The sequence below is a fragment of the Pseudomonas sp. NPDC089741 genome, assembly GCF_044748825.1.
GTDB lineage: Bacteria > Pseudomonadota > Gammaproteobacteria > Pseudomonadales > Pseudomonadaceae > Aquipseudomonas > Aquipseudomonas helmanticensis.
Window position 1 is genome coordinate 102,929 of record NZ_JBIVGT010000013.1, and the last position, 26,630, is coordinate 129,558.

Genomic DNA, 26,630 nt, shown 5'->3' on the forward strand with positions numbered 1-26,630 from the left:
AGCGGAACATCAATTTGCGGCTGGCCTTGATGAAGCTCTTTTCCGGCGGGTGTTCAACGGTGTTGATCGCCGCGTCAGGCACGTAGAAGGTGTCGTAGCCGAGGCGCATCAGGCTGAACCAGCTCGACTTGTCGTCGCCGGTCAAGAACTTGAAACGGCCCAGACGCCAGTGCTGCAGCGAGTCGCTTTCAACGTCGGCGATGAATTCCGGGTTGGTCACCACTGACGCTTTGAACACCGACATACGACCGGTCATGGTCAGTACGCGTTTGGACAGGGCCATCGAGCACATGTTGATGTGGCGCTGGGCGAAACGCAGCTTGTGCCATTCGCTCATGATGTAGCCGCCGCGCACTTCGCAGAACTCGTTGGTGGTCAGGCCGCCGACGTTGCCGAACAGCTGGAACCACGGCACGGTTTTACGCACGGTGCCTTCGCCGAGCACGGTGTCGCCATCGATCACGGCGACGACGGCGCGGTCGTCCGGCAGGTGACGAGAGATCGCGCGGAAACCGTAGGCCAGGCCATCACGTTTGCCGGTGCCGGGAATCCGCACGAAGTCGAGCTTCACACGCTCTGGCGGATTCATCCGCGCCCACAGCGCCTTGACCAACAGCTCATCGGACATTTCCACGATGGAGCAGACCACGGTGGTCGGCAGTTCGCAGTCAATGGCTTCGCGGATCACCGAGCTGTAGACCTGCGCGGTGGTGAGCGCGTCGATACGGAAACTGGTGACCATCAGAAACACATGCGACGGGTCTGCAGCCTTACCCAGCTTGCGCACTTTGCGGCGCAGGTGCGGGTAAACGATGTAGAGAAAAATCATGCCGCGCACAAAGTGCGTTGCACCCATCGAGTAGCGCCAGATACCCACGGCGCCAATCAGGAAAATGAAGTCCTTCGACTCGGAGTCGAATGTGGACGTGGGCAGCATCAAGGCCAGGCCCATCAACAAACTTAGGTAAAACAGCCAACCGGCGGCCTGAAGTAGGCCGTGTTTTAGCCTGTGCATAATCTGCATCCGTCTCTATCTCGGGGCGGGCCCGATGGGGTTAAGGCAGGCTTACAAAAAACTGCGTTGCCCCGCGCAATTCGGGTGATCCCTGTAGGAGCTGCCGAAGACTGCGATCTTTTGATCTTTGCCGGTTCACTCGGAACTCAAGTGTTTCCGGTAAAGATCGCAGCCTTCGGCAGCTCCTACATTTGGGGTCTGTTGCACGGCGTCGCGAGGGCGGCGCCGTGCAACGTCTGCTTTACCAGCAGATGCCTTCGGTACGCGTACCGGTGTCGGTGGCTTTGGCCATGAAGCCGACCAGGTCGATGACCTGTTTGCCGTGCGGCGCTTGTTGGGCCAGCGCGCGGAATTTCTCGTCGCGGTTACCGAGGATGATCACGTCGGAGTTGTCGATCACCGAATCGAAGTCCGCGTTGAGCAGGGACGACACGTGCGGGATTTTTGACTCGATGTAGTCCTTGTTCGCGCCGTGGACACGGGCGTACTCGACGTTGCTGTCGTAGATGCTCAGGTCGTAACCCTTGCCGATCAGCATCTCGGCCAGTTCGACCAGCGGGCTTTCGCGCAGGTCGTCGGTGCCGGCCTTGAAGCTCAAGCCGAGCAGGGCGACTTTGCGTTTGTCGTGGCTTTCAACGATGTCGAAGGCGTTTTGCACTTGCGATTCGTTGCTGCGCATCAGCGAGTTGAGCAGCGGCGCTTCGACGTCTAGCGAACCTGCGCGGTAGGTCAGGGCGCGCACGTCTTTCGGCAGGCACGAACCGCCGAAGGCGAAGCCCGGGCGCATGTAGTACTGGGACAGGTTGAGGGTCTTGTCCTGGCAGACCACGTCCATCACTTCACGGCCATCGACGCCGACCGCTTTGGCGATATTGCCGATCTCGTTGGCGAAGGTCACTTTGGTCGCGTGCCAGACGTTGCAGGTGTACTTGATCATCTCGGCAACGGCGATGTCCTTGCGGATGATCGGTGCGTCGAGTTCTTCGTACAGCGATTGCAGAACGTCGCCCGAAGCCTTGTCGAATTCGCCGATGACGGTCATCGGTGGCAGGTCGTAGTCGGCGATGGCGGTGGATTCACGCAGGAACTCGGGGTTGACCGCGACGCCGAAGTCGACACCGGCCTTCTTGCCCGAGCAATCTTCGAGAATCGGGATCACCACGTTGGCGACGGTGCCCGGCAACACGGTGCTGCGCACAACAATGGTGTGGCGGGTGGTTTTTTCACGCAGAACAAAACCGATCTCGCGGCACACCGCTTCGATGTAGTTCAGTTCGAGGTCGCCGTTCTTCTTGCTCGGCGTACCGACGCAGATCATCGACAGGTCAGTGTCACGAATCGCTTCGGCGAAGTTGGTCGTGCCACGCAGACGACCGGTTTGAATACCCTGTTGCAGAAGTTCGCCCAGGCCCGGTTCAACAATGGGGGATTTGCCAGCGTTGATCATGTCGATCTTGTCTTTGGCAACATCGACGCCAACCACGTCATGGCCCCGTGCAGACAGGCAACCGGCACATACTGCGCCAACGTAACCCAAACCAAATATGCTGATGCGCATCGCAATTACCTCTGTATATATCAGGCCTTAGAAGGCCGGAGTTAATGGTGTTCAGCGTTCACTAGTGCACTCGAAAGTGCGGCTTACAGGCGCCACAATGCCGTGTGCAGGCATACAAAGTTCCGAGTGTCTAAATAAGTGCACTCAAGATGTGCGCAACCAGGCCTTATAGTTATGACTTGCCCTGTTATGCAGCAGATCTTCTGTCGGGAAGACTCTCGTGCATTGGTCTTGCGCGCTCGATGTCAGGCGAGAGGCCCGTGGATCAAGCGGTCTGGTGCTCAGGCGAGCACGGTTATAGGGGCGCGGCCATGGCCTTGTAGGGGATATTAATGGTGCCTATCTCCTGTCCTTCGTTGTGTTTTGAGACTAGTTAGTCATCTAGGCAAGTTGCTGTGACAACTTGGTTACATGGCTATCTGCTCTGCGTAAGTTATCTCGTACAAACTCGGCGAGAATCGTTACCGGTGGTATGAGCTACGCATTTGGACATAGTTCCTGTCCACTCATCGTGCAATCTGAAATTTCTTGAAATATTGTTGAAGATGGCACTGGTCTCAATTTGATAGCACTTTCCATTTCGCCCTTTATAGATAGGGAGATAATCGCAGTAGATAGTTTTGTGCCACTACCGTGAAAAAATTTAGGTGCCACTACTGAAAAAAATGATCAGTGTCGAGTGAAACTAAAATTAGAAAGGACAGGGAATATTTTCTGGCGCCATAAAAATGGCGAAATAAGGCGAGGGTTTTTTGACATCGTGCGAGCTGCACGACTCTATATAGAAAGAGTCGTGCATTGAGCATGCTTTATTCGGGGGCGTGGTCGCGCAAAAACACCAGATTGTCGGGTTTCGACTGCTCGGCGCTGTAGCGATAACCCTGCACGTCGAACTGCTTGAGCAGGGCTGGATCGTTGATTTTTTCCTGGATCACGAAACGGCTCATCAAGCCGCGAGCCTTTTTCGCGTAGAAGCTGATGATCTTGTACTGGCCGTTCTTCTGATCCTTGAACTCGGTGTTGATGATGCGCGCGTTCAATGCGGTGCGCTTGACCGCCGAGAAGTATTCGTTGGACGCCAGGTTGAGCAGCACATCGTCACCCTGATCGGCCAGCGCTTCGTTCAGCCATTCGCTGATACGCGTGCCCCAGAAGGCATAAAGGTCTTTGCCACGGGCGTTGGCCAGCTTGGTGCCCATCTCCAGGCGATACGGCTGCATCAGGTCAAGCGGGCGCAGCAGGCCGTAGAGGCCGGAGAGCATGCGCAGGTGTTTTTGCGCGTAGTCGAAGTTGGCTTCGCTGAACGATTGCGCGTCGAGACCGGTGTAGACGTCGCCCTTGAACGCTAGTAGCGCCTGCTTGGCGTTTTCTACGGTGAACGCTGGCGTCCAGCTGCCGAAACGCGCGGCGTTGAGCCCGCCGATCTTGTCGGACACGTGCATCAGCTCGCTGATCTGCGCCGGCGTCAGGTCGCGCAATTGCTGGATCAGTTCCTGCGAGTGATCGAGGTATTGCGGCTGGGTGAAGCGCTGGGTTGCCGGCGGTGTTTCGTAATCGAGGGTCTTGGCGGGGGAAATCACCATCAGCATGAAGTCGTCTCCTTTAATCGTGGGGGCGATTCTAGGGGGTTGTCGGTGTTGACTCCAGCTATGAGCGTGATAGGTGATCGGTGGTGTCATGGAACAAGATCGCAGCCTCGCTGGAGCTCGACAGCTCCTACAGGTTGCGGTTGACATGAAATCGCAATGAATTCAATGGAGGCACAGGTAGGAGCTGCCGAAGGCTGCGATCTTTTGATCTTTCTTTGATCGTTCCCACGCTCTGCGTGGGAATGCCGCCCGTGACGCTCTGCGTCACCGTAGAATTGGACGCGGAGCGTCCGGGGAGGCGTTACCACGCAGAGCGTGGGAACGATCATCCGTGGCTAAGGGGAATCGTGTGGGATCAGCTATAGTGCCGCGCGGGTTTTGTTATGGAGACACCCCTTTGCGCATTGTTCTTTTATTCACCGCGTGGCTGTTGAGCTGCGGTGCCGTCGCGGCGCCGGGCGATATTGCGACGCTGGATCGCAGCACCTGGCCGGAAAAGCTGACCAGCCCGACCCTGTTCGACGTCGCGTCGCGGGCGGAAATCCTCATGTTCGCCCGGGGCCTGCTTGGCACCGAGTCGATGGACGAAGCGGCATTGGCCCAGCGTCTGGGCCTGCGCACGGTCAATATCGATGCGATCGACAACCTGCGCCAACGCCTCTGGCAGCGCCTGTTGGCCAACTACAACTACGCCCAGCAAAGCTGCGACCAGGACGCCTCCTTCTGCTTCCTCGTTGAAGACTTGCCGACCCTGCGTGAGCAGGCTGCCAAGTTCGTGGTCAGCGATGACAGCTATTACACCAAGTGGGCCGAGCCTAGCCGGATCTTCCATTTGCAGTATCTCGACGAATTGATGCGCAAGGCTGCGCTGTCGCCGCAGACCAGTAACGAATTCGATCGTTTCGGCGACTACGAGCGTAACGGCGACGAGATGCACGACCGGCTGTTTCTGCTGACGTTCGACAGCGCCGCCAACCTGCAACCGGACAACACCGGCTGGTTAAGCGAGTATCTGCGCAAGTCGAATTTGAGCGGCACGTTCTTTGTGCTGGGCAAGGATATTCAGGCGCGGTTGGCCGAGCGTTCGGTGAGCAGCCTGCAAGCAGCGTTCTCGCAAATGTGCGTCGGCGTGCAGGGTTGGGAGTTCCGGTCCCACAGCCATTGGCAGGACTGGCAGGATTCGGTGCGGCGCAGCGCTGATCTGGTCAGGAACAAGTTGCCGGAAAACTACGTGCCGCTGTTCCGTCCGCCGGATGGCCAGCGCCGCAGTGACGCGCAAGACTTCTTCAACAGTCAGGGCCTGCAAGTGGCGCTGTGGGACATCGATGCCCAGGACGGCGCCGGCAAGCTCAAGGGCGCAGCGAGCGCGCAACGGGTGCTGACCTTGATGTTGTTGTGGCGCCACGGGGTGATCAATTTCAACGTCAAGCAAGACGCGGTTAAGACCTCGATGCCGTGGCTGCTCACGCAAACGGCGCAAAGCGGTATCGGTTGGGAGGACTGTCAGGACGCGTTTCGCTGAGAAACGGCAGAAGCCCGGAAACATTGGGCTTGGGGCGAATTTTTTGAATAATTCGATGCAGGCGGACTTCCGACTTTAGCGGGGTCTGGGCAGTCCGCCAAGGGCTTTTCGTCACTCTGCAAAATAAACTTAAAAAAACCGTCAAAGTACTTTTTTATGTCATCGGTTTTGGAGTATTACGAAGACAGACCGCCGAAACCTGCAACACAGGTGGCGTCTTCCAAGACCCGTTTGTTTGCAGTCACTTGAATCTCCGCAGGTGAGATTTCGGCAGTCACTTCGAGGCGCAGCACCGCCCAGGTATTGCGTCTACTGGCTCTGACAAAGGTGACCGAGTATGGATGATCACGGACGTAGCCCTTCCTCCAACCAGCCAATCCTTTATGTACTCGATACCAACGTATTGATTCACGATCCAAACGCCCTGCTGAATTTCGAAGAACACCACGTCGCGATCCCGATGACCGTGCTTGAAGAGCTGGACAAGCTCAAGAGCGGGCATCACAGCGTGGCCGCCGAATGCCGTCAGGCCATCCGGCTGATCGACAAGACCTTGGGCGACGCTTCCCCGGAAGATGTCGAACTGGGTGTGCCGATCCAGCGCGGCAAGGGCGGTCCAAAGGGCTTGCTGTCAATTCTGATGAGCAAGCAGGCCGAATCGAACCTGATTCTGCCCGAGCACCTGAACGACAACAAAATCATCAACCAGTTGATTGATCTGCACGCCCGCGACCCGAAAAAACCGGTAGTGCTGGTGACCAAAGACATCAACATGCGCCTCAAGGCCCGCGCCTGCGGGATCGACGCCGAGGACTACAGCACCGACCAACTGGTCGACGACGTTTCGCTGCTGCCCAACGGCTACCACAACATGACCGGCTCCTTCTGGGACCGCGTGAGCAAGGTCGAAACCCGTCAGGACCATGGCCGCACCTGGCACCAGGTGCAACTGATCGACAACCTGCCGGCGGTGCACATCAACGAGTTCATCATTGATGAGCAGGGCTTCGTCGGCTGGATCAAGGAGATCGAAGAAGACCGTCTGCTGATTCTCGATCTGCATCAGGAACCGTTGCTGCACCAGGAAGCGTGGGGGCTCAAACCGCGCGATATCTATCAGAGTCTGGCGCTGTATGCGCTGCTGGATCCGGACATCCACCTGGTCAATCTGTCGGGTGCTGCAGGTTCCGGTAAAACCATCCTGGCGCTGGCTGCTGCCATCGAGCAAACCATGGTCAGCAAACGTTATCGGCGCATCATTGCCACGCGTAGCGTGCAGGGCCTGGATCAGGAGATCGGTTTCCTGCCCGGCACCGAAGCGGAAAAAATGGAGCCTTGGCTGGGCGCCATCACCGACAACCTCGAAGCCCTGCACATGGATGATGAAAACACCCATGGCAGCGTCGACTACATCCTCAGCAAAGTGCCGTTGCAGTTCAAATCGCTCAACTACATTCGCGGTCGCAGCTTCCAGCAGAGCCTGATCCTCATCGACGAATGCCAGAACCTCACGCCGCACCAGATGAAAACCATCATCACCCGTGCCGGCGCCGGTTCGAAAGTGGTGTGCCTGGGCAACCTCGCACAGATCGACACCCCTTACCTGTCCGCGACCAGCTCCGGGCTGACCTACCTGACTGAACGCTTCAAGGATTTCCCCAACGGTGTGCACATCACCCTGCAAGGGGTGCCTCGCTCGATCCTGGCCGAATACGCCGAAACCCATCTGTAACCGCATCGTCAACAAAACCGGGCGGCCCAAAAGCCGCCCGGTTTTTTCTGCCTGAACACAAAACCAAATGTAGGAGCTGCCGAAGGCTGCGATCTTTTGACTGTGCTGTATAAAGCCAGATCAAAAGATCGCAGCCTTCGGCAGCTCCTACACGGGTTGCGTGATAATCCGACTCGCAGAAATTTGACCCGCAGGTTTACAATCCCCGCTCCTGATCAGGAGTAATCCCGTGCTGACTCATCTCGATTCCCAAGGTCGCGCCAACATGGTCGACGTCACCGAAAAAGCCGTGACGTTCCGTGAAGCGACGGCCCAAGCGCTGGTGCGCATGCTCCCCGAAACCCTGCAGATGATCGTCAGCGGCGGCCACCCCAAGGGTGACGTGTTCGCCGTGGCGCGCATTGCCGGCATTCAGGCGGCGAAGAAAACCAGCGATCTGATTCCCCTGTGCCACCCGCTGATGCTCACTGGCGTCAAAGTCGAGCTCAGCGCTGATGGCGACGACACCGTGCGCATCGTTGCCCGCTGCAAACTGTCCGGGCAGACCGGCGTCGAAATGGAAGCGCTGACCGCTGCCAGCGTCGCCGCCCTGACCATCTACGACATGTGCAAAGCCGTCGATCGTGGCATGACCATCGAAAGCGTGCGCCTGCTGGAGAAGGTCGGTGGCAAGAGCGGGCATTTTCAAGCGGAGCAGCCATGAACCTGACCGTGAAGTTTTTTGCCCGTTACCGGGAAGCGCTGGGCGTCGATTCGGTGAAGGTTGAAGGCGATTTCGCCACCGTCGACGATGTGCGTGCATTGCTCGCGCAACGTGACGGCGCCGAGGTGCTGAGCGAGCAGAACCTGATGTGTGCGCGCAACGAAGACCTCTGCCAGCTCGACGAGCCAGTGGTCGATGGCGACGAAGTGGCGTTCTTTCCTACCGTGACCGGAGGCTGAGCCATGGCGATTCGTGTGCAGGCTACGCCGTTCGATCCGGGCGCTGAAGTCAACGCGATGCACGCGGCCAATGTCGGCGTCGGTGCGGTGGTGAGTTTTGTCGGTTATGTGCGCGACTTCAACGATGGCCTGGATGTGGCGGGGATGTTCCTCGAACACTATCCGGGCATGACCGAAAAAGCCCTCGGCAAGATCGCCATCGAAGCCGAGCAGCGCTGGCCGCTGTTGAAGCTGGAAGTGCTGCACCGCATCGGCGCGCTCGAGCCGGGCGAGCCGATCGTGTTCGTCGGTGCCGCCAGCGCCCATCGTCAGGCCGCTTTCGATGCCTGCGCATTCGTCATGGATTACCTGAAAACCCGTGCGCCGTTCTGGAAGAAGGAAAACACCAGCGACGGACCGCGTTGGGTTGAGGGGCGGGACAGTGATCATGCAGCTGCCGATCGCTGGAAGAAGTAAGTCCTGCGTCGCCCTCTAGTCAGCTATCGCGAGCAGGCTCACTCCTACAATTGGAATTCGTTCCCCCTGTAGGAGTGAGCCTGCTCGCGATGACGTCATCTGCAACACCAAAAACCTCTCTCTTTGCCCGATTGACGGGCTGTACATATAAGTCCAATATGGATTTATAAGTACAAAAAAGCATCTCCCCTCCGTTTCAGCTCTTTCTTGCCAAACCAACAACAACTTCCGCGAGAGAACGAACATGAAGAAACTCCCCCTCATCACCGGTCTGGCCCTCAGCCTGTTGACCTGCGCCAGCGTGTTCGCCGCCGAGCAAACCCTGCGCATCGGTATCGAAGCCGCTTATCCACCGTTCGCCTCGAAAACCGACCAAGGTGAAATCGTCGGTTTCGACTACGACATCGGCAATGCCCTGTGCGCGCAGATGAAGGTCAAGTGCGTGTGGGTCGAAGGTGAGTTCGACGGGCTGATTCCTTCGCTGAAAGTGAAGAAGATCGACATGGCGCTTTCATCGATGACCATCAACGAAGACCGCAAGAAGTCGGTGGATTTCACCCACAAGTACTACTTCACTTCGTCGCGCCTGGTGATGAAGGATGGCGCCACCGTTGATGATCAATACGCCAGCCTCAAGGGCAAGAACGTCGGCGTGCAGCGCGCGACCACCACCGATCGTTACGCCACCGAGGTGTTTGAACCGAAGGGCATCAACGTCAAGCGCTACAGCAACAACGAAGAGATCTACATGGATCTGGCGGCGGGGCGGCTCGATGCGATTTTCGCCGATACCATTCCGCTGAATGACTTTCTGTCGATGCCACGCGGCAAGGGCTATGCGTTTGTCGGGCCTGAGTTGAAGGATCCGAAGTACGTGGGCGAGGGCGCGGGGATTGCGGTGCGCAAGGGCAATAGCGAATTGGTCAGTCAGTTGAACGGCGCCATTGATGGCATTCGCGCGAGTGGCGAGTACCAGAAGATTTCCGAGAAGTATTTCAAGTCCGATATCTACGGCGACTGATTGAAAAGATCGCAGCCTGCGGCAGCTCCTACAGGGGAATGCGTTTTCCTGTAGGAGCTGCCGCAGGCTGCGATCTGTTGATCTTCAGCCTTTCAATTCCTTCAGGTGTTTGTACACCGTCGCCCGCCCCATGTTCAGCACATTGGCCACATAGTTCGAGGCGCTCTTGCCCTTGAACGCGCCCTCGGCGTGCAGCGCCAGCACCAGTTCACGTTTGTGATCGCGGGTCAGCACACTCAGGCTCAGTTGCCGCTCGCGCAGCCAGGCGTGCAGGAAGGTGTTGATACGTTCCTGCCAGTCATCGCGAAACAGTGAATCCGGTTGCGGGATCAGTTTGCTCGGCGAGAGGAACAGGTCCAGCGCGGCCTTGGCATTCTCGAACAGCGAAATATTCAGATTGATGCACAGCACCGCCAGCGGCAGACCTTCGCCGTTGCGCAGCACGGTGCTCAGGCTGCGAATCTTCTGACCGTCCCAATTGAGCTTTTCGTACGGGCCGATATTACGGTCGCTGACATCCTCGCTGAGCATGTCTTCCAGCGATGAGTCGTCACCGATCTCGCGCTTGGACAGGTTGTTGGCGATGTAGTCGACCTTCTGCGTGCGCAGGTCGTGCAGCACCACTTCGGCGTGCGGAAAGAACAGCGTGGCGATGGCATCGGCGATGGCGCGGAAGTTATCCAGCGCCGGGTCGAGTTCAGGGGCGGTCATGACAGTGGAACTCCAGGCAGCGTCAACGCCTCCGTGATCAGGAGGCGTTGCGAGTGTGCCGCAATCCGTTGGGCGCGTCATCCGGATGGACGATCAGGCGAGGCGTGCAGGGGAGAGCATGGCGCTGTCCAGTCCGAACTGCTGCAAGTGCTCGGGCAGTGGTTGACCGCGCACCAGCGCCGCGCTGGCCTGGCCCATCGCCGGCGAGGTCTGAATGCCGTAGCCACCTTGCGCGGCGACCCAGAACAGCCCCGGCACCTGCGGATCGAAACCGCTGAGTAAATCACCGTCGGCAACGAAGCTGCGCAGACCGGCCCAGGTGCGGGTCGGCCGGCGGATGGTCAGCGTAGTCGCTTCTTCGATCTGATAGATGCCCATGGCGATGTCGAGTTCTTCCGGCTGCACATCGTGGGGTTCGACCGGATCGGCGTTGGCTGGCGAGCCGAGGAACATGCCGGCGTCGGGCTTCATATAGAAGGACTCGTCGAGGCTGACCAGCATCGGCCAGTGATGAATGTCGACGCCCTCGGGGCCGGCGAAGATGAACGCGGCGCGACGTTTCGGTTGCAGGCCCAGCGATCTGGCGCCGGCCAGTGCGCCGATCTTGTCGGCCCAGGCGCCGGCAGCGTTGATGATCACGGGGGCGCTGAAGGTCTGGCCGTGGGTTTGTATGTGCCAGAGGCCATCGGCATCACGGCTGAGGCCAAGCACTTCGCAGTCGGTATGCACTTCGCCGCTGTTGCGGCGGATCCCGCGCAGGTAGCCTTGATGCAACGCGTCGGTGTCGATGTCGCTGGCGCTCGGGTCGTAGATCGCACCGTGGACTTTTTCCCGACGCAGGATCGGTAACCGCGCGCAGGCTTCGTCGGCGCTGAGCAGTTGCATTTCCGGCACGGTGGCTTTGGCGCTGAGGTATTGGTTGTTGAGTTCGGCGGGGTCACCGGTGAAATCCACGGTCATTTCACCGCGCGGGGTCAGCAATGGGTGTTCGCAGAAACCGGCCGGTGGATGATCGAAAAACTCCCGACTGGCTTGGGTCAGGGCGCGTACTTGCGGTGTGCCGTACGCTGCGGTGAACAACGCGGCGGAGCGTCCGGTGGAGTGATAGGCGGGGTGCGATTCGCGTTCGAGCACGATGACTTTGCCGTGCGGCGACAGCCAGAACCCGGTGGAAGCGCCGGCAATTCCGCCGCCGATGATGATGAAATCTGCCTGGCTCATGAAAAACTCCAAAGCTATCGTGGCTCTCTGGGGATCTGCCATTGGCAACTCCCCAATCGGAATGCGATCCCTGTAGGCGCTGCCGAAGGCTGTGATCTTTTGATCTTTGTTTTTAAGATCAAGATCAAAAGATCGCAGCCTTCGGCAGCTCCTACAGGGGATTTGTGGTGTTAGTGGGTCAAGTGATAAACGGCATTGGCGAGGGCGATGTCTTCCAGGCCCAGGCCGATTGAACGGAAGAACACGTGACGGTCGTAACCCGGGCGCTGGACTTTTTCGCTGAGCAGATCGGCGAGGTCGCCGACAATCGAATCCTTGCTCCAGCCATGCTGTTCTGTCGCGATCAACATTTCACCCGCCGAACCCGGCGTGGTCAGACGATAGTCGCAGAACACCTGCATGTCGTTAAGGCTCTGCGGCGGTACTTCGTGGGCACGGGGGGCGTTGGTGCTGATCGAGGTGATCAGGGCCGGTTTGTTCAATGCGGCGGGATCGATCACCGGCCCGGCGGACGAGGTGCAGAGCATGATCACGTCGGCCTCGGCGAGGGCGGCTTCGCGGCTGTCGGCGATGTTCAGATCGGCAGCGATGGTTTTCAACCGTGCCTGTGTATCAGCGTCTTCGAACAGGGACGGCGAATACACGCTGATGCTCTGCCAGTCACGCAGCGATTTCACGTAATGAAGATGCGCCTGAGCAACCTTGCCGCTGCCGATGATCGCCAGTCGGCTAGCGTTCGACGGAGCCAAGGCGTCGACCGCCACGGCGGTGGTCGCCGCCGTGCGCGCGATGGTCAGTTCTCCGGCATCACAAAGCAGCAATGGCTGGCCGGTTTTCATCGACATCAACAATGTCCACGCCGTCACCAACGGGCCTTGCTCGCGAACGATATACGGCGAGGTCTTCACACCGTAAACGCCGTCTTCAGCCAGCACACCCAGATAATTGATGAAGTCGCCGTCACCCTGTGGAAATTCCACCAGTTGTTGCGCGGGTTGCACGGCTTTCCCGTTGGCGAGGTCGCGAAACAGCTTGCGCAGGATCTGCGGCACGTCGATGCGCGCCAGAAGCTCTCGGGCCTGAAGTGGGTCGATCACGTAGGGTGTACTGGACATGTCAGGCTCCGGAGTCTAGATCTAAACTAATTTGTCCATTATGGACTTTTAGTTATCTCTCGCAAGCGCCTGATGAAAGGCCGGACGAAAAAAAAGCGCAGTCCGTTGCCGGCTGCGCTTTTCTTTTAAGCGTCGCTTATTGCGGACGCTTGCGCTCGACTGCGCGCAACAGATGCGTTGGCGGCGTTTCACAGCTGATCTTGCGACCGAGCTTTTCTTCGATGGACGGCAACTGGTAGGAGTCGTCTTCACCGGCGAAGCTGATCGACACGCCGTCAGCACCAGCACGACCGGTACGGCCGATGCGGTGCACGTAGTCGTCCGGCACTTCCGGCAAGGTGAAGTTGATCACGTGGCTGATGCCGTCGATGTGAATGCCGCGACCGGCAACATCGGTAGCGACCAGTACGCGAATCTTGCCTTCGCGGAAACCTTCGAGGGTCTTGATGCGTTTGTGTTGCGGCACGTCGCCGGACAACTGCGCAGCATTCACGCCATCGCGCACCAGACGCTCTTCGATGCGACGGACTTCGTCCTTGCGGTTGGCGAAGACCATCACCCGCTCCCAGCCATTATCATTGACCAGGTTGTAGAGCAATTTGTACTTGTCGGCAGCGGCCACGGCGTAGATGTGCTGCTCGACGTTTTCGTTGGCGACGTTGGTGATTTCGATTTCGACGATGGACGGATCGGTCGTCCACTGCTTGGCCAGATTCATCACGTCTTCGGTGAAGGTCGCGGAGAACAGCAGGGTCTGCCGCTCGGACTTCGGCGGGGTCTGGCGAATGATCTGGCGTACTTGCGGGATGAAACCCATGTCGAGCATGCGGTCGGCTTCGTCCAGTACCATCACTTCGACCATGTCCAGGTGCACGTCGCCGCGCTGGTTGAAGTCGAGCAGGCGGCCCGGGGTGGCGACGAGAATGTCGCAGTGGCGCGCTTCGAGGTGCTTGAGCTGTTTGTCGAAGTCCATGCCGCCGACAAACGTCATGACGTTGAGGCCGGTGTACTTGGTCAGGTCGGCAGCGTCCTTGGCGATCTGCACCACCAGCTCACGAGTCGGCGCGATGATCAGCGCACGGGGTTCGCCCATGTAGCGCTCTTTCGGCGGCGGCGTTTGCAGCAGCTGGGTGATGATAGAGATCAGGAACGCGGCGGTTTTACCGGTACCGGTCTGCGCGCGGCCAATGGCGTCTTTGCCGGCGAGGGTGAAACCCAGCACCTGCGCCTGGATCGGCGTGCAATACGGGAAGCCCAGGTCCTGGATGGCGTGCATCAGTTCTGGAGACAGCTTGAAATCGTGGAAGCGGGTTTTGCCTTCCTGTGGTTCGACGACGAAATCTTCGAGTTTCCACGCAATGACCGGAGCCTTGGGCTTCGGTTCGCGACGCGGTCTGGCCGGTTTCGGCTCTTCGCTGCGCGCAGGCTCGGCGGCGATTGGCGCGGCCGGAGCGGGTTGCGGGTCTTGCTTCGGTGCTGCTACGGCAGCGGGGCGGTCGGCCTGGGGTGCATCGTGGCGATGACCGGGGGCGTGCGACGGCGCACTGGGAACTGGCGCGAGCTGCTCAGCCTCGCTTTTACCGAACATCTTCTTGAGTGCTTCGAGCACGGTCATCTCATCAATTGGTTAAGGAATGTACGCCGGCCAGTGTAATGCAAGAAACGGGCGCGGCGTAGTGGGATGATCAAAGGGCGGGAATTGACCGGCAAATCAGCGCAGGCGTTCGCTCAGCCACACGCCGATATCGCGAATTTCTTCGGGTAACACTTCGTGCTCCATTGGGTATTCCTGCCATGTCACGGTGACACCATGCTTCACCAGATGCTCGTAGGCACTGCGGCCCATCGAGTTCTGCACGACGCCATCGAACTGGCCGTGCAGGCATATCGCAGGAATGCGCTGCTGGCTGGCTGAAAGCTCCAGCTCATCACTGAACGTTGGCGCGTACGTCGACAGCGCCAATACGCCACCCAACGGTCCCTGCCATTTCACAAAAGCGGTGTGCAACACCACGGCGCCTCCCTGGGAAAATCCGGCGAGGAAAATCCGCGAGGCGTCTATTCCGCTGGCGCGCTCGTTTTCAATCAGTTCAATGATGCGATCGGCGGACGCTTCCAGCTCATCACGGTCGATCGCTCGCGCCGGGCTCATGGCTTTGATGTCGTACCAGCTCGGCATGGCATATCCGCCATTTATCGTCACCGGCCGGGTCGGCGCCTGCGGCAGCACGAAGCGCGTGCTCAGCAGGCTTTCCTGCAAGGCCTCGGCTACCGGCAGGAAGTCATAGCGGTCGGCGCCGAGGCCGTGCAGCCAGATCACGCAGGCGTCTGCGGGCTTAACAGGCTGAAGAATCAAGGGCTCGGTCATGGCTGCTCCAATTGTGTGCGGACGCTCTCATTGAGTGCGTGGTTTGCGTGCGCGTCCGGTTGATCCGTTAAGAAGATGTCGCAAGGTTACAAGTTTTGCTATTGACCTGTCGCCGAATCGTTTCCGCAACCGGTGTGGTACGGGCTTTGCTATGAGGGAAATGTACGAAAGATCCTACGTACGGCGGTAACACTATCAGTGTACGGCTGGCGACGGGATTGCAAAGAATCCGGTGATGGATGTTCGCCAATGGCCGTTACGGGCGCAGCGAACGTGAAAGGGCTACAGCCCGTTCGGCCGATTGGTGAGAAGTGAGTGGTCCATGATGTGGATTTTCTCCTACTAGACTCATAGCGAAGGTCTTACGTCGGTTGACCCAATAAAAAGCCAACTAGGGTCAACACCGCCTCAAAAGGGTGCGACTGGACTCAAGCTCCGACACAACAAGAGCAAAACTGGAGGTTTGAATGAAGATGTTGAAATCCACTCTGGCAATCGTGACTGCAGCAACAGTACTCGGTGTCAGCGGGTTCGCTCAGGCGGGTGCAACCCTGGATGCAGTGCAGAAGAAAGGTTTCGTGCAGTGTGGCGTGAGCGACGGTCTGCCGGGCTTCTCGGTACCGGACGCTACCGGCAAGATCCTCGGGATCGACGCTGACGTCTGCCGCGCTGTGGCCGCCGCTGTTTTCGGCGACGCGACCAAGGTCAAGTTCAGTCAGTTGAACGCCAAGGAGCGCTTCACCGCGCTGCAATCCGGCGAGATCGACATCCTGTCGCGCAACACCACCATGACCAGTTCCCGCGATGCGGGCATGGGCCTGAAGTTCCCGGGCTTCATTACCTACTACGACGGCATCGGCTTCCTGGTTAACAACAAGCTGGGCGTGAAGAGTGCCAAAGAGCTGGACGGTGCAACCATCTGCATCCAGGCCGGTACCACCACCGAGCTGAACGTTTCCGACTACTTCCGTGGCAACGGTCTGAAATACACCCCGATCACTTTCGACACCTCCGATGAAAGCGCCAAGTCGCTGGAATCTGGTCGTTGCGACGTGCTGACCTCCGACAAGTCCCAACTGTTCGCCCAGCGCAGCAAGCTGGCCTCGCCGAAGGACTACGTGGTTCTGCCGGAAACCATTTCCAAGGAACCACTGGGCCCGGTCGTACGTAACGGCGATGACGAGTGGCTGGCCATCATTCGCTGGGTTGGCTACGCCATGCTCAACGCTGAAGAAGCCGGCATCACCTCGAAAAACGTTGAAGCCGAAGCCAAGTCCACCAAGAACCCGGACGTTGCGCGTCTGCTGGGCGGCGACGGTGAATATGGCAAGGACCTGAAACTGCCGAAGGACTGGGTCGTACAGATCGTCAAGCAAGTCGGCAACTACGGTGAAATCTTCGAGAAAAACCTCGGCAAGAGCACTCCGCTGGAAATCGACCGTGGCCTGAACGCCCTGTGGAACAACGGCGGCATTCAGTACGCACCACCAGTGCGCTAATGGTTCTATCGCCCGGCGGGCCAACCGCCGGGTGATGTTCTGTTCCATTTCTTGCGGGGCACTTCATGCAAAATTCAATCGGCGCACCAAAGCAGAGGCTCAGCCTCAGCGATCCACGAGTGCGTGCGTGGCTATTCCAGATCATCACCGTTGTCGCGGTGGTCTCGATGGGCTGGTACCTGTTCGACAACACCCAAACCAACCTGCAGCACCGGGGCATCACTTCCGGCTTCAGTTTTCTCGAGCGCAGTGCCGGCTTCGGCATCGCTCAACACCTGATCGACTACACCGAAGCGGACAGTTATGCCCGCGTCTTTGTCATCGGTCTGCTCAACACCTTGCTGGTGACGGTCATCGGCGTGATCCTGGCGACAATCCTCGGCTTCATCATCGGTGTTGCCCGGCTGTCGCAGAACTGGATCATCAGCAAGCTGGCGACGGTGTATGTGGAAGTCTTCCGCAACATTCCGCCGCTGCTGCAAATCCTGTTCTGGTACTTCGCGGTGTTCCTGACCATGCCGGGGCCGCGCAACAGTCACAACTTCGGCGACACCTTCTTCGTCAGCAGCCGTGGCCTGAACATGCCGGCCGCGCTGATGGCCGATGGTTTCTGGGCGTTCGCGATCAGTGTTGTGGTGGCGATCATCGGCATCGTGCTGATGAACCGCTGGGCAACCAAGCGCTTTGAAGAAACCGGTGTGCCGTTCCACAAGTTCTGGGTGGGGCTGGCAATTCTGCTGGTGATTCCAAGCTTGTGCGCACTGATCTTCGGCGCTCCGCTGCACTGGGAAATGCCCAAGTTGCAGGGCTTCAACTTCGTCGGCGGCTGGGTGCTGATCCCGGAACTGCTTGCCTTGACCCTGGCCCTGACCGTGTACACCGCAGCGTTTATCGCCGAGATCGTACGTTCGGGGATCAAGTCGGTCAGCCATGGCCAGACCGAAGCGGCGCGTTCGCTCGGCCTGCGCAACGGCCCGACCCTGCGCAAGGTGATCATTCCGCAAGCCCTGCGCGTGATCATTCCACCGCTGACCAGCCAATACCTCAACCTGGCAAAGAACTCCTCGCTGGCGGCCGGTATCGGTTATCCGGAAATGGTTTCGCTGTTCGCCGGCACCGTGCTCAACCAGACCGGTCAGGCCATCGAAGTCATAGCCATCACCATGAGCGTGTACCTGGCGATCAGTATCAGCATTTCCCTGCTGATGAACTGGTACAACAAGCGCATTGCGCTGATCGAGCGGTAAGGAAAAGCGCATGAGTACTCATACTTTCAAACCCGACATGCCCCCACCGAACAGCAGTATCGGCGTGGTGGCGTGGATGCGCGCGAACATGTTCTCCAGCTGGCTCAACACCTTGCTGACACTGTTTGCGTTCTATCTGATTTATCTCGTTGTGCCACCGATCCTCAGTTGGGCCATTCTCGACGCCAACTGGGTCGGCACCACCCGCGCCGACTGCACCAAGGACGGCGCCTGCTGGGTGTTCATTCAGCAGCGTTTCGGCCAGTTCATGTACGGCTACTACCCGCCGGAACTGCGCTGGCGCGTCGACCTGACCGTGTGGCTGGCGGTCCTCGGTGCGGCGCCATTGTTTATCTCGCGCGTACCGCATAAAGCGATCTACGGGCTGAGCTTTCTGGTGCTGTACCCGATCATCGCCTTCACCCTGTTGCACGGTGGTTTCGGCCTGACCCAAGTGGCGACCAGCCAGTGGGGCGGCCTGATGCTGACCCTGGTAATCGCCACTGTCGGCATCGCCGGTGCGTTGCCGTTGGGGATTGTCCTGGCGCTGGGGCGTCGTTCAAACATGCCGGCGATTCGTGTGGTCTGCGTGACCTTCATCGAGTTCTGGCGCGGCGTGCCGTTGATCACTGTGCTGTTCATGTCTTCGGTGATGCTGCCGCTGTTCCTGCCTGAAGGCATGAACTTCGACAAGCTGCTGCGGGCGTTGATCGGGGTGATCCTGTTCCAGTCGGCCTATGTCGCCGAAGTGGTGCGCGGCGGTCTGCAAGCGATCCCCAAAGGTCAATACGAAGCGGCTGCAGCGATGGGCCTCGGTTACTGGCGTTCGATGGGCCTGGTGATTCTGCCGCAAGCCCTGAAGCTGGTGATCCCCGGCATCGTCAACACCTTCATTGCGCTGTTCAAGGACACCAGCCTTGTGATCATCATCGGCCTCTTTGACCTGCTCACCAGCGACAAGCCAGCCGCTGCCGATCCGAACTGGCTGGGCATGGCCACCGAAGGCTACGTGTTCGCCGCCCTGGTGTTCTGGATTTTCTGTTTTGGTATGTCGCGCTATTCCATGCATCTGGAACGCAAGCTCGACACTGGCCACAAGCGTTAGGAGTTCTGTAAATGAGTGAAGCAATCAAAAAGCCTGTGGGTCCTGAAGGCATTATTCAGATGCAGGGCGTCAACAAGTGGTACGGCCAGTTCCACGTGCTGAAAGACATCAACCTCAACGTCAAACAAGGCGAGCGTATCGTCCTGTGCGGGCCGTCGGGTTCCGGCAAATCGACAACGATTCGTTGCCTCAATCGCCTGGAAGAACACCAGCAGGGCCGCATCGTTGTCGATGGCGTGGAACTGACCAACGACCTCAAGCAGATCGAAGCGATCCGCCGTGAAGTCGGCATGGTCTTCCAGCACTTCAACCTGTTCCCGCACCTGACCATTTTGCAGAACTGCACTCTGGCGCCGATGTGGGTACGCAAGATGCCCAAGCGCAAGGCCGAGGAAATCGCCATGCATTATCTGGAGCGCGTACGCATTCCGGAGCAGGCGCATAAATTCCCGGGGCAACTGTCCGGTGGTCAGCAGCAGCGTGTGGCGATTGCCCGCGCCCTGTGCATGAAACCGAAAATCATGCTGTTCGATGAACCGACTTCAGCGCTCGATCCGGAGATGGTGAAAGAGGTTCTGGACACCATGATCGGCTTGGCTGAAGACGGCATGACCATGCTCTGCGTGACTCACGAAATGGGCTTCGCCCGTACCGTGGCGAACCGCGTGATCTTCATGGACAAGGGCGAAATCGTTGAGCAGGCAGCGCCGAATGACTTCTTCGATAATCCGCAGAATGAGCGGACGAAGTTGTTCTTGAGTCAGATTTTGCATTGATGATTTTTTGCGTAAATCAAACCCGGCCTTGTGCCGGGTTTGTTTTTTATGGGTCAGGAAACGGTGAGGGTTTCGTGTTCCTTGTGCACGGTGTAATTGAACGCACCTCTCAAGTCAGCCCCTTCGGCCAACACTTTCGCATCGGCAAGCAAGTGCGGGTAACGATCCAGCAGCCGCATCAAAAGCATCAACGCCTTTGGGGGCAGCAATTCGCCTCGTTCGTACCTGGAAAATGCGTTGTGGCCTCCACCTGACAGCAGTTGCACCGTCTCTTTTTGCGTCAGGTGCAATTTGCGCCGGATGCGCTTCATTTCGGAACCGATCATTTGCCGGGCAGCGATAACCAGCTCATCGCCTGCTTGCGTGTAACGATCAGCGCTATCGGTGCCGTCATCCCACTCGACTTCCCCGCACTGCCGGCATTCCCAGCCAGCAAGATCATCTACGCGGCGCTCCATGCCTTTGACACTCAGGGTCTCACCGCGACCCTCGAAATGCCTCATTCCCTCACGGGCACCACAGCTGAAACATTGCCGGGTTTTCATGGGTTTTTCTCCTTGAAGGAGATTACCGGTGCGCCGCCGGCAGGGCGGTATGTCACCTTGATGTAAATCTCCAGGCCTTTTGAGTTGATGTGATACACGTCCTGCCAGACTCGATGATCGTCATAGGTGGTCATCGATTTGTACAACATCCTGTTCTGCAACTCGAAAACGATCTCCTGCATTTCTGCGAAGCTAAAACCGAGATCGAGACCGGTTTTTTCCGCGCTCTTGGTGAAAGCTTGTCTGCCAAGTCGTCTGACTTCCGCCTTGATCACCGCCAAGTCGTAATGGGGCGTGTTCTTTTCCATAAGAAACCAAAACCCTGTCCCTGAAATTACCCTTAAAGGGTAATTTTGACCAATCGAAAATGCCGCTCCATGTGTCGCCTTTTGACCCTAGGTGGTTGCCGTCCTACATGGGTCTGACTAACATGTCGGAAAATTCATCCTATGATTGGATGAAAGGGCGAATCCTATGTCAGACATTTCTCCACTCATTAAGCGATCCTTGGTCGATCAGGCCCTGGATCAGCTTCGCCAGCGCATCAACAGCGGCGCCTGGCAGGTTGGCGAGCGGTTGCCGACCGAACCCGAGCTGTGCGCCGAGCTGGGCATCAGCCGCAACACCGTGCGTGAAGCCATGCGCGTGCTGGCGTTTTCCGGATTGATCGAAATTCGCCAGGGCGATGGCAGTTACTTGCGCGCGGTGGTCGATCCGCTCGACACGCTGAAAGCGCTGTCGCGTTGCTCGCTCGATCAAGCGCGGGAAACCCGGCATATCCTCGAAGTCGAGGCGATCGGCCTCGCCGCATTACGCCGTACCGACGCAGACCTCGCGGCATTGCGTGAAGCGCTCGGCACCAGCGGCAGCCACTATCACGGCGATCTCGATACCTTCATCGCCTGCGATCTGGTGTTCCATCGCCGCTTGGTCGATGCCGCACACAACCTGACGCTCAGCGAGCTGTATGGCTATTTTTCCAGCGTCGTCGGTGCGCAATTGCGCCAGACCCTGAACATCGTCCCGCGCCGACAGGAAGTGTTCGACCTGCACATCGAGTTGCTCGAAGCGGTCGAACAACGCGACCCGGAACGGGCCAAAGCTTTGTCGAGGCAATTGATCAATGAACCTTGAAACCGAGAAATCCATGTCCCGCAACGAGATATCCACAGCGCCGAAACGCACGGCAGAACTAGAAGAACTGCTGATCGACGCCGAGGCCGATGACGAGCAAGTCCAGCAAAGCCACCCGCTGGTGCGCCGGCCATGGCTGTTGTTGCTGGGGTTGATTCTGGTGGCACTGAACCTGCGTCCGGCGCTGTCGAGCATGGCGCCGTTGCTCAGCGACGTCTCGAAAAGCCTCGGTTTGTCGGCGGCTCAGGCCGGTTTGCTGACCACGCTGCCAGTGCTTTGCCTGGGGCTGTTCGCCCCGCTGGCGCCAATCCTCGCGCGGCGTTTCGGTGCCGAGCGCGTGGTACTGGGCATTCTGCTGACACTGGCTGGCGGGATCATTCTGCGCAGTAACTTCGGTGAAATCGGCCTGTTTGCCGGCAGCGTGCTGGGCGGCGCCAGTATCGGCATCGTCGGTGTATTGCTGCCGGGCATCGTCAAGCGCGACTTCGCCAAACACGCCGGCACCATGACAGGTGTCTACACCATGGCACTGTGCCTGGGCGCGGCAATGGCCGCGGGATCAAGCGTGCCGTTGAGCGAGCATTTTGGCGGAAGCTGGGCAGTCGGCCTGGGCTTCTGGGTCCTCCCGGCGCTGATTGCGGCGCTGTTCTGGTTGCCGCAGGTCGGGCAGAAACATGGCGCACATAACGTTGCCTATCGCGTGCGCGGTCTGCTGCGTGATCCGCTGGCCTGGCAGGTGACCTTGTACATGGGCCTGCAATCGTCGCTGGCGTACATCGTGTTCGGCTGGTTGCCGTCGATCCTCATCGGTCGCGGCCTGACGCCAACTCAAGCGGGTCTGGTGCTGTCCGGTTCGGTGATCATCCAGCTCGCCAGTTCGCTCGCGGCACCGTGGCTGGCGACTCGCGGCAAAGATCAGCGTCTGGCCATCGTCGTGGTGATGGCGCTGACCCTCGGCGGACTGTTCGGTTGCCTGTATGCGCCAATCGACGGGCTGTGGGGCTGGGCGATTCTGCTGGGTCTGGGGCAGGGCGGTACGTTCAGCCTGGCGTTGACCCTGATCGTGTTGCGTTCGCGGGATTCGCACGTTGCGGCGAACCTGTCGAGCATGTCTCAGGGATTCGGCTACACGCTGGCGTCGATGGGGCCGTTCGCAGTCGGCGTGGTGCATGACTGGACCGGCGGCTGGAATGCGGTGGGCTGGATCTTTGGCGTCATCGGCACAGGTGCGATCATCGCCGGCCTCGGCGCCGGTCGTGCACTGTACGTGCAAGTGCAAAGCGAAAAAATCTGATCCTTGCAGGAGCTGCGGCACGCTGCGACCTTTTGATCTTGATCCTTGGTAAATCAACATCAAAAGATCGCAGCGTTCCGCAGCTCCAGGGTTTTTTGTGTTGTTGGTATTCGGTGGGCGAATGCCGATAGTGTTTCTGCGGTTTGCAGATTATCGTGCTGGCAATCTGTACCTCTTTTGGAGATAGCCCATGAGTGAAGCCCACGCCGCGTTGATCACCCGCTTCTACGAAGCCTTCAAGCGTCTGGATGCCGAGGCGATGGCTGCCTGCTACACCGAGGACGTGGTGTTCAGCGATCCGGCCTTCGGCGAACTGCGCGGGCGCGATGCCGGCGACATGTGGCGCATGCTCACCACCCGGGCCAAAGACTTCTCGCTGACCTTCGACAACGTTCGCGCCGATGAGCGCAGCGGCGGTGCGCATTGGGTTGCGACCTATCTGTTCAGCCAGACTGGCAATGTCGTGGTCAACGATATCCAGGCCCGTTTCGTCTTCCGCGACGGCAAGATCTGCGAGCACCACGACCACTTCGATCTATGGCGCTGGTCGCGTCAGGCCCTGGGTTTCAAAGGCCTGTTGCTCGGTTGGACGCCGCTGGTGCGCAATGCCGTGCGGGCGCAGGCATTGAAGGGACTGAAGGCATTTCAGGCCAGTCGCTGATAAGATCGCGGCCTGTTTCCTACACGTCCTGATTCCGAAGTGACCAGCCTGAGCGAAAAATCCGTCGATGTTGCCGAGCCGGCGAGCAAATCCTGGTTCGTCTACCTCGTTCGTGCGGCCAATGGCTCTTTGTATTGCGGGATCAGTGACGATCCGGTGCGCCGTTTTGCCAAGCACCAGAGCGGTAAAGGCGCGCGGTTCTTCCTCTCCAGCCCGGCCATGGCGCTGGTCTATACCGAGCTGTGCCGCGACAAGAGCGATGCCTTGCGACAGGAACGGCTGATCAAAAAACTGCGCAAGAGCGCCAAGGAATGCCTGGTTGCGTCTTATCAATCTGACTGATGGGTTCCCATCAGGCAGATCTGTAGGCTGCTAAGCAAATGCACGCTAAGCTGCCGGCACACTAACTGAGCGGCGGAGCCGAGCATGTCCGAGTTGATTCTGCATCATTACCCGACCTCCCCATTTGCCGAGAAGGCCCGCCTGCTGCTGGGTTTCAAAGGCTTGTCCTGGCGCTCGGTGCACATTTCGCCAGTGATGCCCAAACCGGATCTGACTGCGCTGACCGGTGGCTACCGCAAAACGCCGGTGCTGCAGATCGGCGCTGATATCTATTGCGACACTTCTTTGATCGCGCGTCGTCTGGAACAAGAAAAAGCGCTGCCGGCGTTCTTCCCCGAAGGCCAGGAATTCACCACCGCCAGTTTTGCCACTTGGGCTGACTCGGTGGTGTTCCAGCATGCGGTGAGCCTGGTGTTCCAGCCGGAGTCGGTCGCCGTGCGTTTCGCCAAGCTGCCGCCGGAAGCGATCAAGGCATTTATCGCCGACCGTGCCGGGCTGTTCTCGGGTGGCAGCGCCACGCGTTTGTCCGCCGAACAGGCCAAGCACCAATGGCCGACGATCATGGCGCGTCTGGAGCAGCAATTGCAGCGCGAGCAGGGTGACTTCCTGTTCGGTGAGCCGTCGATTGCCGACTTCGCGCTGGCGCATCCAATGTGGTTCCTCAAGGCCACGCACGTGACTGCGCCGCTGGTGGACGAGTATCCGGCGGTTTCGGCGTGGTTGAGTCGAGTACTGGGTTTCGGTCATGGCGCGGCGAGTGCGATGACTTCGGAAGAGGCGCTGGAAGTGGCGCGTAACGCGACACCTTCGGCATTGCCGGATGAGCAGTTCATAGACCCGAACGGCTTCAAGGCAGGTCAGCAAGTGGCAATCGCCGCGACGGATTACGGGGTTGATCCGGTGGTCGGTGAGTTGCTGTTTGCCGGTAGTGAAGAGTTGATCGTTCGTCGCGAGGACGAGCGTGGCGGCGTGGTGCATGTGCACTTCCCACGCTTCGGTTTCCGCATCGAGGCTCGCTAAAAGCAAAAGATCGCAGCCTGCGGCAGCTCCTACACATGTCTCATGTAGGAGCTGCCGCAGGCTGCGATCTTTTGATCTTGCTGTTATTTCAGGGCGGCGAGAATCTCGTCCGGGTCAAATCCGCGAATCAACGTGCCGTTGACGTCGATCAACGGAATCCCGCGTCCCCCCAATGCCTCATACGCCTTGCGCGCTTGGGCATCCTTCTCGATATCGAATTCCTTGAATGGAATCCCCTTGCTGTCGAGAAAGCGCTTGGTCTGCTTGCAGTAGCCGCACCAATCGGTGGCGTAGAGCACGACGTTGGCCTGTGCGCGCGTCTGCTCGGCAACCATCTGCGACGGATTGAACACCCGCTCGATCTTGCCCCAGTTCTGATAGACCACGACCACCAGCAGAACCAGAGCAACCTTTTTCAGCACATTGCCGAGCATCAGTTGCGCCGCTTCAGCTGATCGGTCAGCGACGTCGGCAGGCCTTTGATCACCAACGTGCCAGCCTCTTCGTCGTACTCGATCTTCGAGCCCAGCAGGTGCGCTTCAAAGCTGATCGACAGGCCTTCGGCGCGGCCGGTGAAACGGCGGAATTGGTTCAGGGTGCGTTTGTCCGCCGGAATCTCTGGCGACAGGCCGTAGTCCTTGTTGCGGATGTGGTCGTAGAAGGCTTTCGGGCGCTCTTCGTCGATCAGCTCGGAGAGTTCTTCCAGGCCCATCGGTTCGCCGAGTTTGGCCTGGCTGCTGGCGTAATCGACCAGGGTCTTGGTCTTCTCGCGCGCGGACTCTTCCGGCAGGTCTTCGCTCTCGACGAAATCACTGAACGCCTTGAGCAGTGTGCGCGTCTCGCCCGGGCCGTCGACGCCTTCCTGGCAGCCGATGAAGTCGCGGAAGTACTCCGAAACCTTTTTGCCGTTCTTGCCCTTGATGAACGAGATGTACTGCTTGGACTGCTTGTTGTTCTGCCACTCGGAGACGTTGATCCGCGCCGCCAGGTGCAATTGGCCGAGATCGAGGTGACGCGACGGGGTCACGTCGAGCTCGTCGGTCACCGCCACGCCTTCGCTGTGGTGCAGCAGGGCGATAGCGAGGTAATCGGTCATGCCTTGCTGATAGTGGGCGAACAGCACGTGGCCGCCGACCGACAGGTTCGACTCCTCCATCAGCTTTTGCAGGTGCTCGACCGCGACTTTGCTGAACGCGGTGAAGTCCTTGCCGCCCTCCATGTATTCCTTCAGCCAGCCGCTGAACGGGAACGCACCGGATTCCGGATGAAACAGACCCCAGGCCTTGCCCTGTTTGGCGTTATAGCTCTCGTTGAGATCGGCGAGCATGTTCTCGATGGCTGCGGACTCAGCCAGTTCCGTGTCACGGGCGTGCAGAACAGCGGGCGTGCCGTCGGGTTTTTTGTCGATCAGGTGGACGATGCAATGACGGATCGGCATGGGCTTCTCGGCTGGTGGAAGGGAGGAGGGCAGGCTCCCCCGAAAAAGCGCTAAGTGTACCCGATTCTCAGTATGGGCCTCCTGTAGGAGCTGCCGAAGGCTGCGATCTTTTGATCTGGAATTTTAAAAAACAAGATCAAAAGATCGCAGCCTTCGGCAGCTCCTGCATAAACGGGAAACTGCGTTGGCGGCAGCGTAAACGGGGGGTTGCAGGGCAAAACCGGGGCGTGTGAGCGGGCTTATGCAGTTTTTTACCGATTTAGAGCAATAAAGCTGACCAAATGGGTAGCTAGAGGCGGATATTTCCTTGTCTCTGTGC

26 protein-coding genes and 1 pseudogene are annotated in these 26,630 nt (G+C 58.7%); 15 read left to right on the plus strand and 12 right to left on the minus strand.

The genetic code is table 11. The annotated features are described in order from the left end of the window. The 3 genes and pseudogenes from ACIPZE_RS15210 to yaaA all read right to left on the minus strand — a co-directional run. Positions 1–1,015 (minus strand): annotated as a pseudogene (locus ACIPZE_RS15210) (glycosyltransferase family 2 protein); the annotation flags it as partial. 241 nt (positions 1,016–1,256) lie between these two features. After that, positions 1,257–2,573 carry a nucleotide sugar dehydrogenase gene (locus ACIPZE_RS15215; RefSeq protein ID WP_283437604.1) on the minus strand — a complete coding sequence of 439 codons (1,317 nt, stop codon included), beginning with the start codon at positions 2,571–2,573 and terminating at the stop codon, positions 1,257–1,259. 809 nt (positions 2,574–3,382) lie between these two features. Then, positions 3,383–4,162 (minus strand): peroxide stress protein YaaA, encoded by a 780-nt coding sequence (gene yaaA, locus ACIPZE_RS15220; protein WP_283437603.1) that lies wholly within the window; start codon positions 4,160–4,162, stop codon positions 3,383–3,385. A 397-nt stretch (positions 4,163–4,559) separates the two neighbouring features. Here yaaA and ACIPZE_RS15225 point away from each other — a divergent pair, with 397 nt between their 5' ends. The 6 genes from ACIPZE_RS15225 to ACIPZE_RS15250 all read left to right on the plus strand — a co-directional run bounded on the left by ACIPZE_RS15225 (position 4,560) and on the right by ACIPZE_RS15250 (position 9,835). Next, positions 4,560–5,684, plus strand: a complete 1,125-nt coding sequence (locus ACIPZE_RS15225; protein ID WP_283437602.1) for a polysaccharide deacetylase family protein — start codon at positions 4,560–4,562, stop codon at positions 5,682–5,684. Positions 5,685–6,021: 337 nt separating this feature from the next. Continuing rightward, positions 6,022–7,416 carry a PhoH family protein gene (locus tag ACIPZE_RS15230; protein ID WP_283437601.1) on the plus strand — a complete coding sequence of 465 codons (1,395 nt, stop codon included), beginning with the start codon at positions 6,022–6,024 and terminating at the stop codon, positions 7,414–7,416. Between the two features lie 229 nt (positions 7,417–7,645). Continuing rightward, a complete protein-coding gene (moaC, locus tag ACIPZE_RS15235) occupies positions 7,646–8,119 on the plus strand; it encodes a cyclic pyranopterin monophosphate synthase MoaC (RefSeq protein WP_093437022.1) in 474 nt (157 codons plus the stop codon). Continuing rightward, entirely contained in the window at positions 8,116–8,358 is a 243-nt protein-coding gene (locus tag ACIPZE_RS15240) for a MoaD/ThiS family protein (RefSeq protein ID WP_016985014.1), read from the plus strand. The genes moaC and ACIPZE_RS15240 overlap by 4 nt, the downstream gene beginning before the upstream one ends. Positions 8,359–8,361: 3 nt before the next feature. After that, positions 8,362–8,814 carry a molybdopterin synthase catalytic subunit MoaE gene (moaE, locus tag ACIPZE_RS15245; protein ID WP_038357637.1) on the plus strand — a complete coding sequence of 151 codons (453 nt, stop codon included), beginning with the start codon at positions 8,362–8,364 and terminating at the stop codon, positions 8,812–8,814. Between the two features lie 244 nt (positions 8,815–9,058). Continuing rightward, complete coding sequence (locus tag ACIPZE_RS15250) at positions 9,059–9,835, plus strand: ABC transporter substrate-binding protein (RefSeq protein ID WP_283437600.1); 777 nt, start codon at positions 9,059–9,061, stop codon at positions 9,833–9,835. An 84-nt stretch (positions 9,836–9,919) separates the two neighbouring features. Here the strand turns inward: ACIPZE_RS15250 and ACIPZE_RS15255 are convergent, their stop codons facing one another. The 5 genes from ACIPZE_RS15255 to ACIPZE_RS15275 all read right to left on the minus strand — a co-directional run bounded on the left by ACIPZE_RS15255 (position 9,920) and on the right by ACIPZE_RS15275 (position 15,250). After that, positions 9,920–10,546: a transcriptional regulator gene (locus ACIPZE_RS15255; protein ID WP_283437599.1), complete on the minus strand. Its 627-nt coding sequence runs from the start codon at positions 10,544–10,546 to the stop codon at positions 9,920–9,922. Positions 10,547–10,639: 93 nt separating this feature from the next. Beyond that, the gene (locus ACIPZE_RS15260; RefSeq protein WP_283437598.1) at positions 10,640–11,767 is read right to left on the minus strand and encodes an FAD-binding oxidoreductase; all 1,128 of its coding nucleotides are present in this window, start codon (positions 11,765–11,767) and stop codon (positions 10,640–10,642) included. Between the two features lie 170 nt (positions 11,768–11,937). Next, positions 11,938–12,882 carry an ornithine cyclodeaminase family protein gene (locus ACIPZE_RS15265; protein WP_283437597.1) on the minus strand — a complete coding sequence of 315 codons (945 nt, stop codon included), beginning with the start codon at positions 12,880–12,882 and terminating at the stop codon, positions 11,938–11,940. 136 nt (positions 12,883–13,018) lie between these two features. Continuing rightward, on the minus strand, positions 13,019–14,497 hold the full coding sequence (gene rhlB / locus ACIPZE_RS15270; RefSeq protein ID WP_400773642.1) for an ATP-dependent RNA helicase RhlB: 1,479 nt from the start codon (positions 14,495–14,497) through the stop codon (positions 13,019–13,021). 96 nt (positions 14,498–14,593) lie between these two features. Further along, a complete protein-coding gene (locus tag ACIPZE_RS15275; RefSeq protein WP_122595050.1) occupies positions 14,594–15,250 on the minus strand; it encodes an alpha/beta hydrolase in 657 nt (218 codons plus the stop codon). A 467-nt stretch (positions 15,251–15,717) separates the two neighbouring features. On the opposite strand from ACIPZE_RS15275, the gene ACIPZE_RS15280 reads away from it, so the two are divergent. The 4 genes from ACIPZE_RS15280 to ACIPZE_RS15295 all read left to right on the plus strand — a co-directional run bounded on the left by ACIPZE_RS15280 (position 15,718) and on the right by ACIPZE_RS15295 (position 19,877). After that, the gene (locus tag ACIPZE_RS15280; RefSeq protein ID WP_129389481.1) at positions 15,718–16,749 is read left to right on the plus strand and encodes an amino acid ABC transporter substrate-binding protein; all 1,032 of its coding nucleotides are present in this window, start codon (positions 15,718–15,720) and stop codon (positions 16,747–16,749) included. Positions 16,750–16,814: 65 nt separating this feature from the next. Then, on the plus strand, positions 16,815–17,996 hold the full coding sequence (locus ACIPZE_RS15285) for an amino acid ABC transporter permease (protein ID WP_129389484.1): 1,182 nt from the start codon (positions 16,815–16,817) through the stop codon (positions 17,994–17,996). A 10-nt stretch (positions 17,997–18,006) separates the two neighbouring features. Continuing rightward, on the plus strand, positions 18,007–19,101 hold the full coding sequence (locus tag ACIPZE_RS15290; protein WP_400773645.1) for an amino acid ABC transporter permease: 1,095 nt from the start codon (positions 18,007–18,009) through the stop codon (positions 19,099–19,101). Positions 19,102–19,112: 11 nt separating this feature from the next. After that, positions 19,113–19,877 (plus strand): amino acid ABC transporter ATP-binding protein, encoded by a 765-nt coding sequence (locus ACIPZE_RS15295; protein ID WP_008080191.1) that lies wholly within the window; start codon positions 19,113–19,115, stop codon positions 19,875–19,877. A gap of 53 nt (positions 19,878–19,930) precedes the next feature. On the opposite strand, the gene ACIPZE_RS15300 is transcribed toward ACIPZE_RS15295, so the two are convergent. Together ACIPZE_RS15300 and ACIPZE_RS15305 are read right to left on the minus strand one after the other, a co-directional pair. Next, positions 19,931–20,422, minus strand: a complete 492-nt coding sequence (locus ACIPZE_RS15300) for a type II TA system antitoxin MqsA family protein (protein WP_283437595.1) — start codon at positions 20,420–20,422, stop codon at positions 19,931–19,933. Continuing rightward, entirely contained in the window at positions 20,419–20,730 is a 312-nt protein-coding gene (locus tag ACIPZE_RS15305) for a type II toxin-antitoxin system MqsR family toxin (protein ID WP_283437594.1), read from the minus strand. Before ACIPZE_RS15305 ends, ACIPZE_RS15300 begins: the two co-directional genes overlap by 4 nt. Positions 20,731–20,896: 166 nt before the next feature. Here ACIPZE_RS15305 and ACIPZE_RS15310 point away from each other — a divergent pair, with 166 nt between their 5' ends. The 5 genes from ACIPZE_RS15310 to ACIPZE_RS15330 all read left to right on the plus strand — a co-directional run bounded on the left by ACIPZE_RS15310 (position 20,897) and on the right by ACIPZE_RS15330 (position 24,873). Beyond that, positions 20,897–21,556, plus strand: a complete 660-nt coding sequence (locus ACIPZE_RS15310) for a FadR/GntR family transcriptional regulator (RefSeq protein ID WP_400773647.1) — start codon at positions 20,897–20,899, stop codon at positions 21,554–21,556. Then, positions 21,546–22,850: a CynX/NimT family MFS transporter gene (locus ACIPZE_RS15315; protein ID WP_283437592.1), complete on the plus strand. Its 1,305-nt coding sequence runs from the start codon at positions 21,546–21,548 to the stop codon at positions 22,848–22,850. The genes ACIPZE_RS15310 and ACIPZE_RS15315 overlap by 11 nt, the downstream gene beginning before the upstream one ends. Before the next feature lie 190 nt (positions 22,851–23,040). Next, positions 23,041–23,511 (plus strand): nuclear transport factor 2 family protein, encoded by a 471-nt coding sequence (locus ACIPZE_RS15320; protein WP_400773650.1) that lies wholly within the window; start codon positions 23,041–23,043, stop codon positions 23,509–23,511. A gap of 39 nt (positions 23,512–23,550) precedes the next feature. Further along, positions 23,551–23,853: a GIY-YIG nuclease family protein gene (locus ACIPZE_RS15325; RefSeq protein ID WP_283437590.1), complete on the plus strand. Its 303-nt coding sequence runs from the start codon at positions 23,551–23,553 to the stop codon at positions 23,851–23,853. Between the two features lie 84 nt (positions 23,854–23,937). Continuing rightward, positions 23,938–24,873 carry a glutathione S-transferase family protein gene (locus ACIPZE_RS15330; protein WP_283437589.1) on the plus strand — a complete coding sequence of 312 codons (936 nt, stop codon included), beginning with the start codon at positions 23,938–23,940 and terminating at the stop codon, positions 24,871–24,873. Positions 24,874–24,956: 83 nt separating this feature from the next. Here ACIPZE_RS15330 and ACIPZE_RS15335 read toward each other — a convergent pair whose 3' ends face one another. Both ACIPZE_RS15335 and yejK read right to left on the minus strand, forming a co-directional pair. Further along, positions 24,957–25,307 carry a glutaredoxin family protein gene (locus tag ACIPZE_RS15335; protein WP_129389513.1) on the minus strand — a complete coding sequence of 117 codons (351 nt, stop codon included), beginning with the start codon at positions 25,305–25,307 and terminating at the stop codon, positions 24,957–24,959. Further along, positions 25,307–26,311 (minus strand): nucleoid-associated protein YejK, encoded by a 1,005-nt coding sequence (yejK, locus tag ACIPZE_RS15340; protein WP_007909053.1) that lies wholly within the window; start codon positions 26,309–26,311, stop codon positions 25,307–25,309. The genes ACIPZE_RS15335 and yejK overlap by 1 nt, the downstream gene beginning before the upstream one ends. Between the last annotated feature and the right edge of the window lie 319 nt (positions 26,312–26,630).